The organism is Blautia sp. HCN-1074 (genome assembly GCF_037890165.1).
Classification (GTDB): Bacteria; Bacillota; Clostridia; order Lachnospirales; family Lachnospiraceae; genus Blautia_A.
In genome coordinates this window covers 111,274-126,146 of sequence record NZ_JBBKBP010000003.1, presented here as the reverse complement: position 1 = coordinate 126,146, position 14,873 = coordinate 111,274, and the positions used below count along the sequence as shown (strand labels likewise).

Annotated in this window: 16 protein-coding genes; 11 read left to right on the top strand and 5 right to left on the bottom strand. The window is 42.2% G+C overall.

What is annotated here, in order from left to right; genetic code table 11:
- The first annotated feature begins 344 nt into the window (after positions 1-344).
- From infC to WKT11_RS04415, 9 genes are all read left to right on the top strand, one after another.
- Positions 345-839 carry a translation initiation factor IF-3 gene (gene infC / locus WKT11_RS04455; RefSeq protein ID WP_117844126.1) on the top strand — a complete coding sequence of 165 codons (495 nt, stop codon included), beginning with the start codon at positions 345-347 and terminating at the stop codon, positions 837-839.
- Positions 840-874: 35 nt separating this feature from the next.
- Complete coding sequence (gene rpmI / locus WKT11_RS04450) at positions 875-1,072, top strand: 50S ribosomal protein L35 (protein WP_019162770.1); 198 nt, start codon at positions 875-877, stop codon at positions 1,070-1,072.
- A gap of 55 nt (positions 1,073-1,127) precedes the next feature.
- Positions 1,128-1,484, top strand: coding sequence for a 50S ribosomal protein L20 (rplT, locus tag WKT11_RS04445; protein WP_117674386.1), 357 nt, complete (start codon positions 1,128-1,130; stop codon positions 1,482-1,484).
- 523 nt (positions 1,485-2,007) lie between these two features.
- Positions 2,008-3,162 (top strand): ABC transporter substrate-binding protein, encoded by a 1,155-nt coding sequence (locus WKT11_RS04440; protein ID WP_118629289.1) that lies wholly within the window; start codon positions 2,008-2,010, stop codon positions 3,160-3,162.
- 249 nt (positions 3,163-3,411) lie between these two features.
- Complete coding sequence (locus tag WKT11_RS04435) at positions 3,412-4,299, top strand: branched-chain amino acid ABC transporter permease (RefSeq protein WP_117674388.1); 888 nt, start codon at positions 3,412-3,414, stop codon at positions 4,297-4,299.
- A 10-nt stretch (positions 4,300-4,309) separates the two neighbouring features.
- The gene (locus WKT11_RS04430; RefSeq protein ID WP_117674483.1) at positions 4,310-5,365 is read left to right on the top strand and encodes a branched-chain amino acid ABC transporter permease; all 1,056 of its coding nucleotides are present in this window, start codon (positions 4,310-4,312) and stop codon (positions 5,363-5,365) included.
- Between the two features lie 3 nt (positions 5,366-5,368).
- A complete protein-coding gene (locus WKT11_RS04425) occupies positions 5,369-6,127 on the top strand; it encodes an ABC transporter ATP-binding protein (protein ID WP_025578122.1) in 759 nt (252 codons plus the stop codon).
- A gap of 12 nt (positions 6,128-6,139) precedes the next feature.
- On the top strand, positions 6,140-6,850 hold the full coding sequence (locus WKT11_RS04420) for an ABC transporter ATP-binding protein (protein ID WP_020993607.1): 711 nt from the start codon (positions 6,140-6,142) through the stop codon (positions 6,848-6,850).
- Between the two features lie 14 nt (positions 6,851-6,864).
- Positions 6,865-7,488, top strand: coding sequence for a cytidylate kinase-like family protein (locus tag WKT11_RS04415; RefSeq protein WP_117674389.1), 624 nt, complete (start codon positions 6,865-6,867; stop codon positions 7,486-7,488).
- A 41-nt stretch (positions 7,489-7,529) separates the two neighbouring features.
- Here the strand turns inward: WKT11_RS04415 and WKT11_RS04410 are convergent, their stop codons facing one another.
- From WKT11_RS04410 to WKT11_RS04390, 5 genes are all read right to left on the bottom strand, one after another.
- Complete coding sequence (locus WKT11_RS04410; protein ID WP_118136475.1) at positions 7,530-8,849, bottom strand: replication-associated recombination protein A; 1,320 nt, start codon at positions 8,847-8,849, stop codon at positions 7,530-7,532.
- Positions 8,850-8,934: 85 nt separating this feature from the next.
- The gene (locus tag WKT11_RS04405) at positions 8,935-9,447 is read right to left on the bottom strand and encodes a DUF4364 family protein (RefSeq protein ID WP_117674391.1); all 513 of its coding nucleotides are present in this window, start codon (positions 9,445-9,447) and stop codon (positions 8,935-8,937) included.
- Positions 9,448-9,507: 60 nt separating this feature from the next.
- The gene (locus WKT11_RS04400; protein ID WP_118247013.1) at positions 9,508-10,455 is read right to left on the bottom strand and encodes a TIGR01212 family radical SAM protein; all 948 of its coding nucleotides are present in this window, start codon (positions 10,453-10,455) and stop codon (positions 9,508-9,510) included.
- A complete protein-coding gene (locus WKT11_RS04395) occupies positions 10,452-11,243 on the bottom strand; it encodes a YesL family protein (RefSeq protein WP_117674393.1) in 792 nt (263 codons plus the stop codon). Before WKT11_RS04395 ends, WKT11_RS04400 begins: the two co-directional genes overlap by 4 nt.
- A gap of 113 nt (positions 11,244-11,356) precedes the next feature.
- Positions 11,357-12,157: a polysaccharide deacetylase family protein gene (locus WKT11_RS04390; protein ID WP_243098801.1), complete on the bottom strand. Its 801-nt coding sequence runs from the start codon at positions 12,155-12,157 to the stop codon at positions 11,357-11,359.
- 171 nt (positions 12,158-12,328) lie between these two features.
- On the opposite strand from WKT11_RS04390, the gene WKT11_RS04385 reads away from it, so the two are divergent.
- Positions 12,329-13,348 carry a sugar ABC transporter substrate-binding protein gene (locus WKT11_RS04385; RefSeq protein WP_118247012.1) on the top strand — a complete coding sequence of 340 codons (1,020 nt, stop codon included), beginning with the start codon at positions 12,329-12,331 and terminating at the stop codon, positions 13,346-13,348.
- Positions 13,345-14,817 (top strand): sensor histidine kinase, encoded by a 1,473-nt coding sequence (locus WKT11_RS04380; RefSeq protein ID WP_117844120.1) that lies wholly within the window; start codon positions 13,345-13,347, stop codon positions 14,815-14,817. The genes WKT11_RS04385 and WKT11_RS04380 overlap by 4 nt, the downstream gene beginning before the upstream one ends.
- Positions 14,818-14,873: the final 56 nt, after the last annotated feature.

Genomic DNA, 14,873 nt, shown 5'->3' with positions numbered 1-14,873 from the left:
TCCCGGATTGAAAAAAATATTCGGAATAAAAAAATAAAAAAGTACTTGACGACACAGAAGAAACATGGTATCTTATAGAAGTACGTAAGAAAACAAAGCAGAGTTCACTCTCACCTCAGCGCATTTAAGTCAGCGGCTTGGGTTTATATTGCACAGCATTTATGATATTTAGAATTTTATAAAGACACAGAGCTTATTCTGATTGTGTCGGGAATCTGGATATCAGCAGGTGTGATAACTGGGTGTGGATTTTGTCCACGCTTTTTTTATGTAAATATGAGGGCGACGAGAAGTCATTAGAATCTATCTAACAGGTATGGAGGTGCACTACAATTAGCAATTTAATGATTAACGAACAGATCAGAGACAAAGAGGTACGCTTAATCGGTTCGGACGGAGAACAGCTTGGAATCATGTCCGCGAAAGAAGCAATGTTCAAAGCTCAGGAGGCAGGGCTTGACCTGGTAAAAATTGCCCCGCAGGCGAAACCACCGGTATGTAAGATTATCGATTATGGTAAATACCGTTACGAGCTTGCAAGAAAAGAAAAAGAAGCCAAGAAGAAGCAGAAGACCATCGATGTCAAAGAAGTGCGACTTTCTCCAAACATTGATACCAATGACCTGAATACGAAAGTCAACGCCGCCAGAAAGTTCCTCTCCAAGGGTGACAGAGTAAAGGTAACCTTACGTTTCCGTGGTAGAGAGATGGCACATATGGCAAGTAGCAAACATGTACTCGATGATTTTGCAGAACAGCTTGCAGACGTGGCAACAGTGGAGAAGGCACCGAAGGTTGAAGGCAGAAGCATGACCATGTTTTTAACGGAAAAGCGTTAAATATAATAGAGATACAGTTTAAGGAGGAAATTACAATGCCAAAAATTAAAACTTGTAGAGCAGCAGCAAAACGTTTCAAAAAAACAGGTACAGGAAAGTTAGTAAGAAATAAAGCTTATAAGAGCCATATCTTAACAAAGAAATCTCAGAAGAGAAAAAGAAATCTGAGAAAATCTACTGTTGTTGATTCTACTAATGTTAAGAGCATGAAGAAAGCATTACCATATTTATAAAATGCGGTTAAACTAAGTATTTATCGAGATAGACGAACAGGAGGAAATTTAAGAAATGGCAAGAATTAAAGGCGGATTAAACGCAAAGAAGAAACATAATCGTACATTAAAACTGGCAAAAGGTTACAGAGGAGCCCGTTCCAAACAGTATAGAGTTGCTAAACAGTCTGTAATGAGAGCACTTGCTAGCTCCTATGCAGGAAGAAAGCAGAAAAAACGTCAGTTCAGACAGCTCTGGATCGCACGTATCAACGCTGCAGCAAGAATGAACGGATTATCCTACAGCAAATTGATGCACGGACTTAAAGTTGCAAACATCGACATCAACAGAAAGATGCTTGCTGAACTTGCAGTAAACGATGCAGAAGGATTTGCAGCACTTGCTGAGATCGCTAAAAAAGCAATCGCTTAATTATATTTGATAAGCTGAATCAGAAACCAGAAGAGGTACACATAGGAAGCTTAAGGCTTTCATGTGTACCTTTTTATTTATGGTTATAGGAAATTACTTCGTAATGTTCCTATAACATAAAAAAGCCCTCCGGGCAGGATTCTTTCTTGTGCTTCCGGAAAACCAGATCATACCATCTGGGTAAGTACGGTTACAGTAATAAAAAAATTGACAAAATGACTAAAAAGAGTAAAAATGCACAAAAAATGAATGCGCAATACGGTCAAGTGTCCATGCAAGACGGAACAAATCTTAAATTTTAATAAAATATCACTTGCATGGTAAAATGTATAGTGTTATAATTTAAAACATCAACATAATAAAGCGTCAGTGAAAGCCAAGGCCGGCTGGGAACCCAGTTGGCTTTTGTTACATTTTCAGTTCCTGTACATAATGATCGATCTTGCGGAAATAAAGTGGGGCGGATTGTAACAGAGGTGTAAGAGGGATAAATGGGCTGGCCAAAAATAAGGAGGATTTTATTATGAAAAACCTGAAAAAAATTCTTAGTGTTACTGCGGCAGCAGCAATGGTAATGTCAACAGTTGCACCTGTATCTGTATTTGCAGATGATGCTACATTTAAGATCGGTGGAATCGGACCTGTAACCGGAGCAGCAGCAATCTACGGACAGGCTGTAAAGAATGCAACAGAACTTGCAATCAATGAAGTAAACGAAGATGGTGGAATCAATGGATATCAGGTAGAGTTCAAATTCGAAGATGATGAGAACGATGCAGAGAAATCCCTGAACGCTTACAATGCATTAAAAGACTGGGGAATGAACATTCTGGTTGGTACAGTTACTTCCACACCTTGTGTAGCTGTAGCAAATGAAACAGCAGCAGACAATATGTTCCAGCTCACCCCATCCGGATCTGCAACAGAGTGTGTTGCTAACCCGAACGTATTCCGTGTATGCTTCTCTGACCCGAACCAGGGTACTGCAGCGGCTCAGTACATTGGAGAGCATAAACTTGCTACAAAAGTAGCTATTATCTATGACAGCTCTGATGTATATTCATCAGGTATCACACAGAACTTCACAGCAGAAGCAGCTAATCAGGGTATTGAGATCGTTTCCTCTGAAGCATTCACTGCTGATAACAATAAAGACTTCTCCGTACAGCTTCAGAAAGCAAAAGACGGCGGTGCTGAATTAGTATTCCTTCCAATTTATTATACAGAAGCTTCCCTGATCCTTGCACAGGCAGACAGCATGGGATTTGAAACTAAATTCTTCGGATGCGATGGTATGGACGGTATCCTTGGTGTAGAAAACTTTGATACATCTCTTGCAGAAGGTCTGATGCTTCTTACACCATTTGCAGCAGATTCTACAGATGAGAAAACCCAGAACTTTGTAAAAGCATATAAAGATGCTTACAAAGACACACCAAACCAGTTCGCAGCAGATGCTTATGATGCAGTATACGCAATCAAAGCAGCAGCAGAAAAAGAAGATGTAAAAGCAGACATGGATGTTGCAGATATCTGTGCAGCACTTGAAAAAGGCATGACCGAGATCACACTGGAAGGTGTTACAGGTGACGAGATCACATGGACAGAAGACGGTGAGCCAAACAAAGCTCCGAAAGCTGTAGAGATCAAAGATGGTGCTTACGCAGCAATGGAGTAATGAAATCGGAATAACTGAAAAGATTTCATAAGAAATAAAATGCGATTGTTCCTAAAGTGGACAATGGTTTGTATGCCAACGGGGCTGTCTGAATTATCCAGACAGCCCTGTTGCCTAATACGTTATCACATTAATGCGTTAATGACAGATTTACTTTTGGCAAAATAAACAAGACAGATTTCGCTAAAGGCAAATCTGCCAGTTTTACACACAATAAAATTATTTAAATATAAGAAAGGAAAGACTTCTATGAGTAGTTTTATATCATATCTTATCAGTGGTATCAGCCTCGGAAGTGTATATGCGATCATCGCCCTTGGTTATACCATGGTATATGGAATCGCTAAAATGCTGAATTTTGCTCATGGAGATGTTATCATGGTCGGCTCTTATGTAGTTTATGTCGCAGTCAGCGGCATGGGATTAAATCCGATTTTAGCTATCCTGCTGTCCATTATCATCTGTACACTCATGGGCGTTGTGATCGAAGGCGTTGCGTATCGACCACTGCGTAATGCAGCTTCACCTCTGGCTGTTCTGATCACAGCCATCGGTGTCAGCTACCTGCTTCAGAATGTAGCCCTTCTAATCTGGGGAGCAGATACCAAATCATTCAGTAACGTGATCAGCCTTCCATCCCTGAAACTTGCAGGTGGTTCTATCGTGATTACAGGTGTAACCATCGTAACCATTATCGGCGGTATCCTGATCATGGCAGGTCTGATGCTTTTTATCAGCAAGACAAAAACAGGACAGGCAATGCTTGCCGTATCTGAGGATAAAGGTGCTGCCCAGTTGATGGGTATTAACGTAAACAAAACAATCTCCGTTACTTTTGCAATCGGTTCCGGACTTGCAGCCATCGCAGGTGTGCTTCTCTGTTCCGCATATCCGTCCCTGACACCATATACAGGTGCCATGCCTGGTATCAAGGCATTTGTTGCGGCAGTATTCGGCGGTATCGGATCTATTCCGGGTGCTTTTATCGGTGGTATTGTTCTGGGTATCCTGGAGATTTTTGGTAAAGCATATATCTCTTCACAGATGGCAGATGCCATTGTATTCGGTGTTCTGATCGTGGTTCTGGTTGTGAAACCTACCGGTATTCTTGGTAAGAACATTCAGGAGAAAGTGTGAGGTGGCAGACATGGAAAAGAAGAAATTAAACAAAACAACAAAAAGCAATCTCATTACATACGGAATGGTTCTTGCAGCATATCTGATCGTACAGGGACTGATTGCAGGGAATCTGCTTTCCAACCTGATGCAGGGTCTGCTGGTGCCCCTTTGTGTATATATTATTCTGGCACTTTCCCTGAACCTGACGGTTGGTATCCTGGGTGAGTTAAGTCTTGGCCATGCCGGATTTATGTGTATCGGTGCATTCACCAGTGCAGCATTTACAAAGGCAACTATGGACACATTTACAAATGCAGGGCTTCGTTTCTTCATTGCTCTGATCATCGGAGCTGTGTGTGCAGGTATCTTCGGATTCCTGATCGGTATTCCTGTGCTTCGTCTGAAAGGTGACTATCTTGCTATCGTAACACTGGCATTTGGTGAGATCATTAAGAATATCATCAATGTTCTTTATGTGGGAATCGACAGTAACGGAATTCATTTTTCCATGAAAGACCAGATGTCTCTGGGTATGGAACCTGACGGAAAGATGATCATCAGTGGCGCTATGGGTATCACAGGTACACCGAGACAGTCAACATTTACGATTGGTGTGGTTCTGATTCTGGTTACTTTATTTGTGGTTCTGAACCTGATCAATTCACGTGACGGACGTGCAATCATGGCAATCCGTGATAACCGTATCGCAGCAGAATCTATCGGTATTGATATTACAAAGTACAAACTGAAAGCATTTGCAATTTCTGCAGCGCTGGCCGGTATCGGTGGTGTGCTTTATGCTCATAACCTCGCAACTTTAACAGCACTTCCGAAGAATTTCGGATATAACATGTCTATTATGTTCCTGGTATTTGTCGTTCTTGGCGGTATCGGAAATATGCGTGGTTCTATCATCGCGGCAGTAATTCTGAATCTCCTTCCAGAGCTTCTTCGTGGACTGAGCGATTATCGTATGCTGTTCTACGCAATCGTACTGATCGTTATGATGCTTATCAACTGGGCACCGAAGGCGATTGAGATGAGAGAGCGTTTTTTAAGCAGATTTAAGAAAAAGGAGGCATAAGCTATGGCATTGCTGGAAGTAAATCATTTAAATATTTCATTCGGCGGTCTTCATGCAGTGGATGATTTCCATGTCTCCATCGAGAAAGGACAGCTTTATGGTCTGATCGGTCCGAACGGTGCCGGTAAGACTACAATCTTTAATCTTCTTACAGGTGTGTATAAGCCGGATGAGGGAATTATCAATCTGGACGGACAGGATATCACCGGAAAGAGTACCATTGATATCAACAAAGCGGGAATTGCCAGAACATTCCAGAATATCCGTCTGTTCCATCAGATGAGTGTGCTGGACAATGTAAAGGCAGGACTTCACAATCATGATAAATACAGCCTTTTTACAAGTATTGTACATACTCCGAAATACTTTAAGGTTGAGAAGACCATGAATGAGGAAGCCATGAAACTTCTGAAGGTGTTTGATCTGGACAAAGAGGCAGATATCCTTGCATCCAACCTTCCTTATGGTAAACAGAGAAAGTTGGAGATTGCTAGAGCACTGGCAACAAAGCCGAAGCTTCTTCTTCTGGATGAGCCGGCTGCTGGTATGAACCCTAATGAAACTGAGGAACTGATGGATACCATCCGTTTTGTTCGTGATAACTTTGATATGACCATTCTTCTGATCGAGCATGATATGAAGCTGGTTTCAGGTATCTGTGAGGAACTGACTGTGCTGAACTTTGGTCATGTTCTGAGACAGGGCAAGACTTCAGATGTGCTCCATGATCCGGAAGTTATCAAGGCATATCTTGGAGAATAGGAGGAGAGACAGATGGCATTACTGGAAGTACAGGACATACAGGTTTATTATGGAATGATTCAGGCATTGAAGGGTGTTTCTTTCTCTGTAAATGAAGGTGAGGTTATTGCGCTGATCGGTGCCAATGGTGCAGGCAAGACTACTACTCTGCATACAGTGACCGGGCTTCTTCGTGCAAAATCAGGACATATTATTTATGACGGACAGGATATCACAAAGGTTCCGCCTCACAAAATCGTAACAATGGGTATGGCACATGTTCCGGAAGGAAGACGTGTGTTTGCAAATATGACTGTTCTTCAGAATCTGAAGATGGGTGCTTTTACAAGATCTGATAAAAATGAGATTGATGCGACCATTGAGAAAGTGTATAAACGTTTTCCACGTTTGAAGGAACGTCAGAATCAGACAGCAGGTACCTTAAGTGGTGGTGAGCAGCAGATGCTCGCTATGGGACGTGCGCTGATGAGTCAGCCAAAGATCATTCTGATGGACGAGCCGTCCATGGGTCTTTCACCAATCTTTGTAAATGAGATCTTTGATATTATTAAAGAGGTAAGTGAGAGTGGAACAACGGTTCTTCTGGTTGAGCAGAATGCGAAGAAGGCTCTTTCTATTGCTGACAGAGCTTATGTTCTTGAGACCGGAAGGATTACACTGGAAGGTAAGGCAAGTGATCTTCTTCATGATGAGTCTGTTCAGAAGGCTTATCTTGGAGAATAAACAGGAGGGGTTTTATGGAGAATTTTGTAATTACCATTGCGAGACAGTATGGAAGCGGTGGACGTACAGTTGGCCAGATGTTGGCTAAGAGATTGGGAGTTCCTTTTTATGGTAAAGAGATCATTCAGATGGCTTCAGATGAGAGCGGTATTGATGTGAAGTTATTTGGTCAGGTTGAAGAAGGGACAAAAGTAAAAGCGTCACTGTTTAATAAGACCGGTCTTTATAAAGGGGCACTGATAGCACCGGATCAGAAGGGATTTATTTCTGATGAGAATATTTTTAATTATCAGGCAAAGGTTGCGAATGATCTGGCTGAGAAGGAGCCATGCGTAATCGTGGGACGATGCGTGAATTATGTGTTCAGAGACAGACCGAATACACTGAGAGTATTTATTCATGCACCATGGGAATTCCGTGTTGAGAAGTCCAGAGAGAAGATTAGCGGTGGTGATGAGGAAATTGAGAAGTTCCTTCGCAAAGATGATAAGAGAAAACAGGATTATTATCGTAAATTTGCAGGCGGGGACTGGAGTGATGCGACAAATTATGATCTGTGCCTGAATTCAGGAAAACTGGGATTTGAGAAGTGTGTGGATGCGATTCTGGCGCAGATGGAGGTTATGGGAATTAAATGATGAAAAGGGCAGTCTCTCTTTGGAGGCTGCCCTTTTTTAGTTTAAGATTGGGATTTGATTTTTGTTTGGTATTCTTTTAGGGTTTTCTCGTAGCCCATTTCGGATAGTTTGTAGAAGTGTTCTCCCTGGATTTCGGTTGGGAGGTATTGTTGGTCTACGTAATGGTTGGGGTAGTCGTGGGCGTATTTGTAGCCGATTCCATGACCTAGTTTTTCGTGACCGCCGTAGTGTGCGTCCTGGAGGTGAGGCGGGACGGTGGTTTTTGTGCGCTTGACGGAGTCCATGGCTGCGAAGATGGCATTGACGGCGGAATTGCTCTTTGGAGCGCAGGCCATGTAGGTGACTGCCTGGGAGAGGATGATCTGGGCTTCTGGCATTCCTACACGTTCTACTGCCTGGGCGGCTGCTACTGCTACGCAGAGAGCTTGAGGGTCGGCGTTTCCGATGTCTTCGGAGGCAAGAATCATGATTCTGCGGGCGATAAATTTGACGTCTTCTCCGGCGTAGAGCATTTTGGCAAGGTAATAGACTGCAGCGTCGGGGTCTGACCCCCTCATACTTTTGATGAAAGCGGAGATGATATCGTAATGATTGTCTCCGTTTTTGTCGTAGCGGACTACTCGTTTCTGGATGCACTGGGAAGCGACATCAAGGGTGATGTGAATGATTCCGTCTTCACTTCTTGGTGTAGTAAGGATACCAAGTTCGATGGCGTTGAGAGCATTTCTGGCATCTCCGCCTGCCATGTCTGCGAGGAAATCGAGTGCGTCTTCATCTATCTGGGCTTTATAGTTTCCCATTCCTTTTTTCTTATCGTTTACGGCTCTGAGGATGAGTTCTTTTACCTCAGGAATTTCCAGAGATTTCAGTTCGAAGATGATGGAGCGGGAGATAAGAGCCGCATTGACTTCGAAGTATGGATTTTCTGTTGTTGCGCCGATAAGAATGATGGTTCCGTCTTCTACAAATGGAAGGAGATAATCCTGTTGGCCTTTGTTGAAACGGTGAATCTCGTCGATGAAGAGGATGGTTTTCTTTCCGTACATTCCGAGATTCTGCTGTGCTTCTTTGACAACAGTTTCCATATCTTTTTTGCCGGCTACGGTGGCGTTGATCTGGGTAAATTCAGCGCTTGTGGTGTTGGCGATTACTTTTGCCAGAGTGGTTTTGCCTGTTCCCGGAGGGCCGTAGAAGATAACTGATGTCAGTTTGTCTGCCTTTATTGCTCTGTAGAGCAAGGTGTTTTTTCCGATAATGTGTTGTTGGCCTACTACTTCATCCAGGGTAGTAGGGCGCAGCCTGGAAGCAAGAGGAGACTCCTGATCCAGAGTTTTTGATTTTGCATATTCAAATAAATCCATAGCTTGTTCTCCTATAGTAAATCAGATAATAAATCTTGTAATGATTATATGATAACATGAGAATTCTATAAAGATGGAGGAACTTTTATAAAAGCTCCTCCATTATTTTTGCATATATTTCCTGATAGTGCGTAGACCATTTCTTACAGATCGACTGTGCGGCCTCGAGATTTGGGGCGGCGATGTTTAAGTCGATAAGGGAGTTTCCTTTCTCAATAAGCTGACATCTTACGGAGTAGGTTCCATGCTTGGTAATATAATAGTCGGCCGGGGTGACGATGCGTTCCTGGGCTTTGAATCCGGTGGATTTCAGATATTCTCTGACTTCCTGTTTGATTTCAGGAGAGACATCTTTCTGGAAAAAGGAGAGGGTTTTTCTGCCATCTTCGGTGATACGATAATGGGAAGTATTGGAACGGGTGTCCATGGTGATCAATTCTGCTTCCACCAGCTCGGAGATTGCCTGTTGGAGGTGGAAATAGTTTGTATACTCCCGATCCAGGATGAACTCTGAAATCTGTGAGTTAGTCAGCGTATCATCAGTGTTCTGAAGCATATATAATACGATCAGTTTGTAAATAGTAAATGGTGTTGACATGTTTCCCTCCTTTTGTAAAGTTGCAGAGAATTTGATATCTTGTCTAAAATTTCCCGGAAGTTACTGTTTGTTGGAGTCTGGAGCGGTTTTATATAGCCTGCCCTGAAAACTCTGTTGTTCCTTCATCCGATGGTGCAGGAGATTCAATACTTCACGTTTACGGCTTGCCCATAATGGTGCGATCAGCAAATCCTTAGGACCATCTCCGGTAATACGGTGGATGACGATATCCGGGCGTAAATGCTCCAAGCATTCGATAAGCAGTGACAGATACTCATCTCTTTCATAAGTCTGAAACATTCCTTCCTCATAATCAGCTGCCAGATCGGTTCCGCGAAGCACGTGAAGTAATTGTAGCTTGATTCCCTGGATGTCCATCTGATTCAGATATTCCATGGTTGCAAGAATATCTTCATTACTTTCTCTGGGCAGTCCGAGAATTGTATGGACGATTACTTCAATGCCTTCTTTTCGCAGGCGCTGTACAGCATCATTGAAAACAGAAAGCGGATATCCCCGGCGGATATACTGAGCTGTTGTTTCATGTATTGTCTGGAGACCAAGTTCCACCCATACCGGTTTCTGTCTGTTAAGCCGTGATAAGAGTTCTACAATCTCAGGGCTGAGACAGTCAGGACGCGTGCCGATAGAAAGAGCCACGACTTTTGGATGCGTAATCGCTTCTGTAAAAATTTTCTCCAGATATTCTACAGGAGCATAGGTGTTTGTATACGCCTGAAAATACGCGATATATTTGTGAATCGGCCGTTTCTGTGACAGAATAGCAATCTGACCTTCAATCTGGTCGGTGATGGAAAGAGCAGCATCAGCGGCGAAATCACCGCTGCCTCCTGCGCTGCAGAAGATACAGCCTCTCGTTCCAATTTTGCCATCGCGGTTAGGGCAGGACATGCCACCGTTTAATGTAACTTTATAAACTTTCTCACCAAACCGTTCCCTGAGCATATAGTCCAGGGAGTGATATGGCTTTTCTCCCCACTTTCTCATACTGTGTGAGTATCTCCCGTAGTAAGAGTTTTGTTTGTGTCAGTAGTTGAATTTTCTGTTGTTGCAGTTACAGATTCTGTGGAAATGTTTTCTCCAGGTGTAGCAGCAGATTCAACTGAACTAAAAGTATCCAGTGAATCAGTGTTTTCGGAATCTGTATCTTCTGTAATATAGTTATCAAAAATCTTTACCAGAAAATGTCCGTTGATAAATGCTTCCAGTGAAATTCCAAACAGGATCAGAACCATAAACAGCAGGGACTGGGCGCGGACATTCGGAACAAAAAATACTGCAAAAGGTATAAGTGTGATGACTGCCATCAGGAGTGTATATGGAAGATGGCGGATTGACATCAGGAATGCGTTGCGGAATGTGTTTTTTATAGAATTATAAAATTTCGCAAGTACCGGGTAGATGTACAAAAATACCATCAGATATATAATACCGAAAGCAATAAAAAGAATATACAGTACCTGAGACATAGTTCCGCCAAGGTTTGGTACGATATTTAAATCCATATAGAGGATAGCTGCAATAACAAGCATGATCAGATTGATGATCGTTGCCTGTTTGAAGTTCTGTTTAAAAGATTTAAAGAAGCTTCGGATGATATAAGATTCTTCATTACGTGCCATTTTCAGTGTGACATAGTGGAGTGCAGTCAGTGACGCTCCAATGGTTACGATTGGCAGACAACAGATCAGGCAGACCACATTGAGCATGATAAGGTCAGCCACACGTCCCATGACGGTAAAGAACTTGTTGTCCATGTTAAATAATTTGTCCATTCGTTTGATTACTCCTTTTGTACATATAATGTAATTACTGTTAGTATAACGAATCAGTTAGGAAAAAGCAAACCTTTTTACAGGAACAACAATACCTGATTATGTAAACATGATCAGGTAACCAGCAGCTGGTCGGCAGTGACAAAAACATATCCTTTTTCGGAGAACAGATCAACGATTTTTAATGCCGCATCAACAGAAGTCTGATAGCCATCATGCATGAGAATGATGGAACCATCACGAACTTCTTTTTCTACAATAGAAAGTATGGAGCCTATATTCTGGCTCTTCCAGTCCAGTGTATCAACATCCCAGAAAACAGGAAGCATGGTAACAGACAGCTCCATATCTTTGAGCCATGCACCAAATGGAGGGCGCACATAGGAGGGATAAACACCTGTGGCTTCATAGATACGATTATTTGTTTTTTCAATTTCCATGCGAGCTTTCTGAGTTGGTATTTTATTAAGTTGTACATGGTCCCAGGTGTGATTTCCAATCAGGTGACCATCGCGCCGCATCTGCTGAAGGATATCTTCATTCCCTTCAATATTTTCCCCAATCAGAAAAAAAGATGCATGAACTTTTCTTTCTCTCAGACCATCCAGGAGAAGGGGCGTATACTTGGAATTTGGCCCGTCATCGAAGGTAAGGGCGATTCTTGGAGCTTCTTTTGATGGAAGTGTGTTGGAGACTTCCGGAGAAAAATATTTGGAAACTGCGGCTGCATTCTGGTCGGCAGAGGTAAGTGACTGATTTACCAGAGAAAGCATACCGGGGCCTGCGATTGTGGTGAGGGTTTGGATGCGTCTGTCTGTATCAGCGAAAAAGAACGCAAAAAGTAAAAGAACACATAAGGGGATAAGACATCGGTATTTAATTTTAGAAGCGATTTTATTTGATATCATTTTCATAATCTCTCCATTGAATAATTAGGAAATGGTAGGCAATACACTGTATTATATGAAAAAAAGAAAGCAAAACATACCGATTTATTGTATAATAAATACAGTTTGGTTTTACAGGACCGGTAATGATATGACCGGCTGTGGAAAAATATACTTAGATAGTTGATGGAGAATGAAATGAAAAAGAAACAGACAAATCTAATCATATTCCTTGTGTTGGCAGGCATTCTGGTGGTTTTTTACATAACGGGAGAATCCTACTATGAAGGGCTGACTGGTAAAAGCAATCAGGAGGAAGCAAACAGCGAAGTATACAGATACAAATATGACATGATCGTAGATAGTCCGGACTCTTCATTCTGGCAGGCTGTTTATGGCTGCGCGCAGGAATGGGCGAAGAAGAATGATGCAATTCTTGAACTTCAGGAAAGCAGCAATGACAATGACTACACAAAGCTGGATTATATGAACATGAGCATCGCCTCCAGCGTAGATGGAATTATTCTGCAATATAATGGAGAACAGGGGCTGGAAGCAAAGATCAACGAAGCGGTTCAGAAAGGAATTCCTGTTGTCACTGTCATGGGAGACGCAGTTCACAGTAAACGCCAGAGTTTCGTCGGTGTGAGTGATTATCAGCTGGGAAGTGCCTATGGGGAAAAAGTAGCAGAATATGTGACAAAAGATACAGAAAGTATCCTGATTCTGTTGAAAAAGAACATCGACGATATGAATCAGAGTCAGATCTATACTCAGATCAGCAATGCAGCTCAGGCTAAAGCCGGTGACTCACAAAGTATTCAGGTAACAGGAAAGAATCTGCTTTCAACGGGAATTTTTGAGACAGAAGAAGCAGTCACAGATATTTTTCAGCAGAAAGATAAAGTGCCGGATATTCTGGTATGCATGGATGAAGATACTACCGAATGTGCACGTCAGGCAGTCCTTGACTTTAATCTTGCGGGAAAGGTTACGATCATAGGTTATTATAGTTCCGATGATATTCTGACAGCAGTGGAAAAAGGTGTAATTTCAGTTACCTGTGACGTGGATACAGAACAGCTTGGCAGATATAGTATTGAAGCTCTTACAGAATATCAGAAGGATGGAAGAACGAATTCTTATTACAACGTAGATATTAACTTCCTGGACAGAGAGGCAGTACGTGCAATGAGAAGGGAGGTACAGCCGAAATGAAACAGATACGATGGAGAGATTTTTCTCTGGTCAGTAAGATCATTATAGAAGTGGGAATGATCGCGATTCTTCTTTTTTCTATGAATATGCTCTTCTATGCACGAATCAATAATTCTATGCAGAGGATGGATAATGTTTATGCCAGCAATACAGAGCTTACAGAGCTTTCACAGATTTTTGAGAAAGTACAGGATAATATGTATAGTTATCTTAAGGTAAAAAGTTCTCAGGCGCTTCTGGACTACTATCAAAATGAAGCGAAGTACAGAGATCAGCTTGAGAAGCTTAATGAGGAGAATATAGATGATTCTGTGAAACTGCTGGAACGAAATATCAGAAAAATGTCAGAGACTTATCTGGATTGTACAGCCGAGACCGTTGCGGCCAAACGAGGCAGGAATGTGGAGAAGTATAAGCGAAAATATGATGAGACAACAAAGCTTTACGGTTACATACAGTCATCCATCGAGGAACTGAATAATCTGATGTTTCAGGAGAATTCCAATACATATTCTGTGTTGCGTGCGGTAATGCGCTATCTGGAAGTCAGCAATACGATCATTATGCTTGGAATCGTAGCAGGCGGAATGGTTCTGCTTTTCCAGGTGACCAGAAAGATGTTTGGTCCTCTTTCAAATATGGCCGAGACCGCACAGCTGGTAGGTCAGGGAAATTTCCATGTAAAAATGCATGATACAGATGCACAGGATGAACTTGGAATGGTAACAAGGGCTTTTAACACCATGGTTGAGAATCTGGATCTGTATATAACAAGAACGAAGGCAAGTATGGAGAAAGAGCAGCAGATGATGGAGAGAGAGCTTCTTATGGAAAACCACCTCAAAGAGGCTCAGCTAAAATATCTTCAGTCACAGATCAATCCACATTTCCTGTTTAATTCTCTGAATGCTGGTGCTCAGCTTGCTATGATGGAGGATGCGGAGCAGACAGGAATCTTCGTTGAAAAAATGGCAGACTTTTTCCGCTATAATGTCAAGAAAGGACAGGAGGATGCTACTCTGGGAGAGGAACTGGAAGCTGTTGATAATTATATTTACATTCTGAATGTCCGGTTTGCTGGGGATATTCATTTCAACAAAGATGTAGATGAATCACTGGAGAATGTACGTGTCCCAAGTATGATTTTACAGCCGGTCGTGGAGAATGCGGTAAATCATGGAATCCGGGATATTGAGTGGGAGGGGAAAATCCACCTGACAGTTACCGGAGATGCGGATTATATCCGAATCAGTGTGAAAGATAATGGAAAAGGAATGACACCGGAGCAGATAGAAAGTGTTCTGTCCGGAAATAAAGAGCACTGTAATGAGCAGAGCGATTCCACCGGAATCGGTATGAACAATGTAATCAGCCGGCTGGAACTTTATTATGAAGAACCGGGGCTTGTGGAAATCAACAGTGACGGGGAAAATAAAGGTACAGAAGTTGTGATTTATATACCGGTCTGATAGGAGAATGGTGGTATACTTGCATGAATGTATGGCGAAAATATAATTTTGGGGAG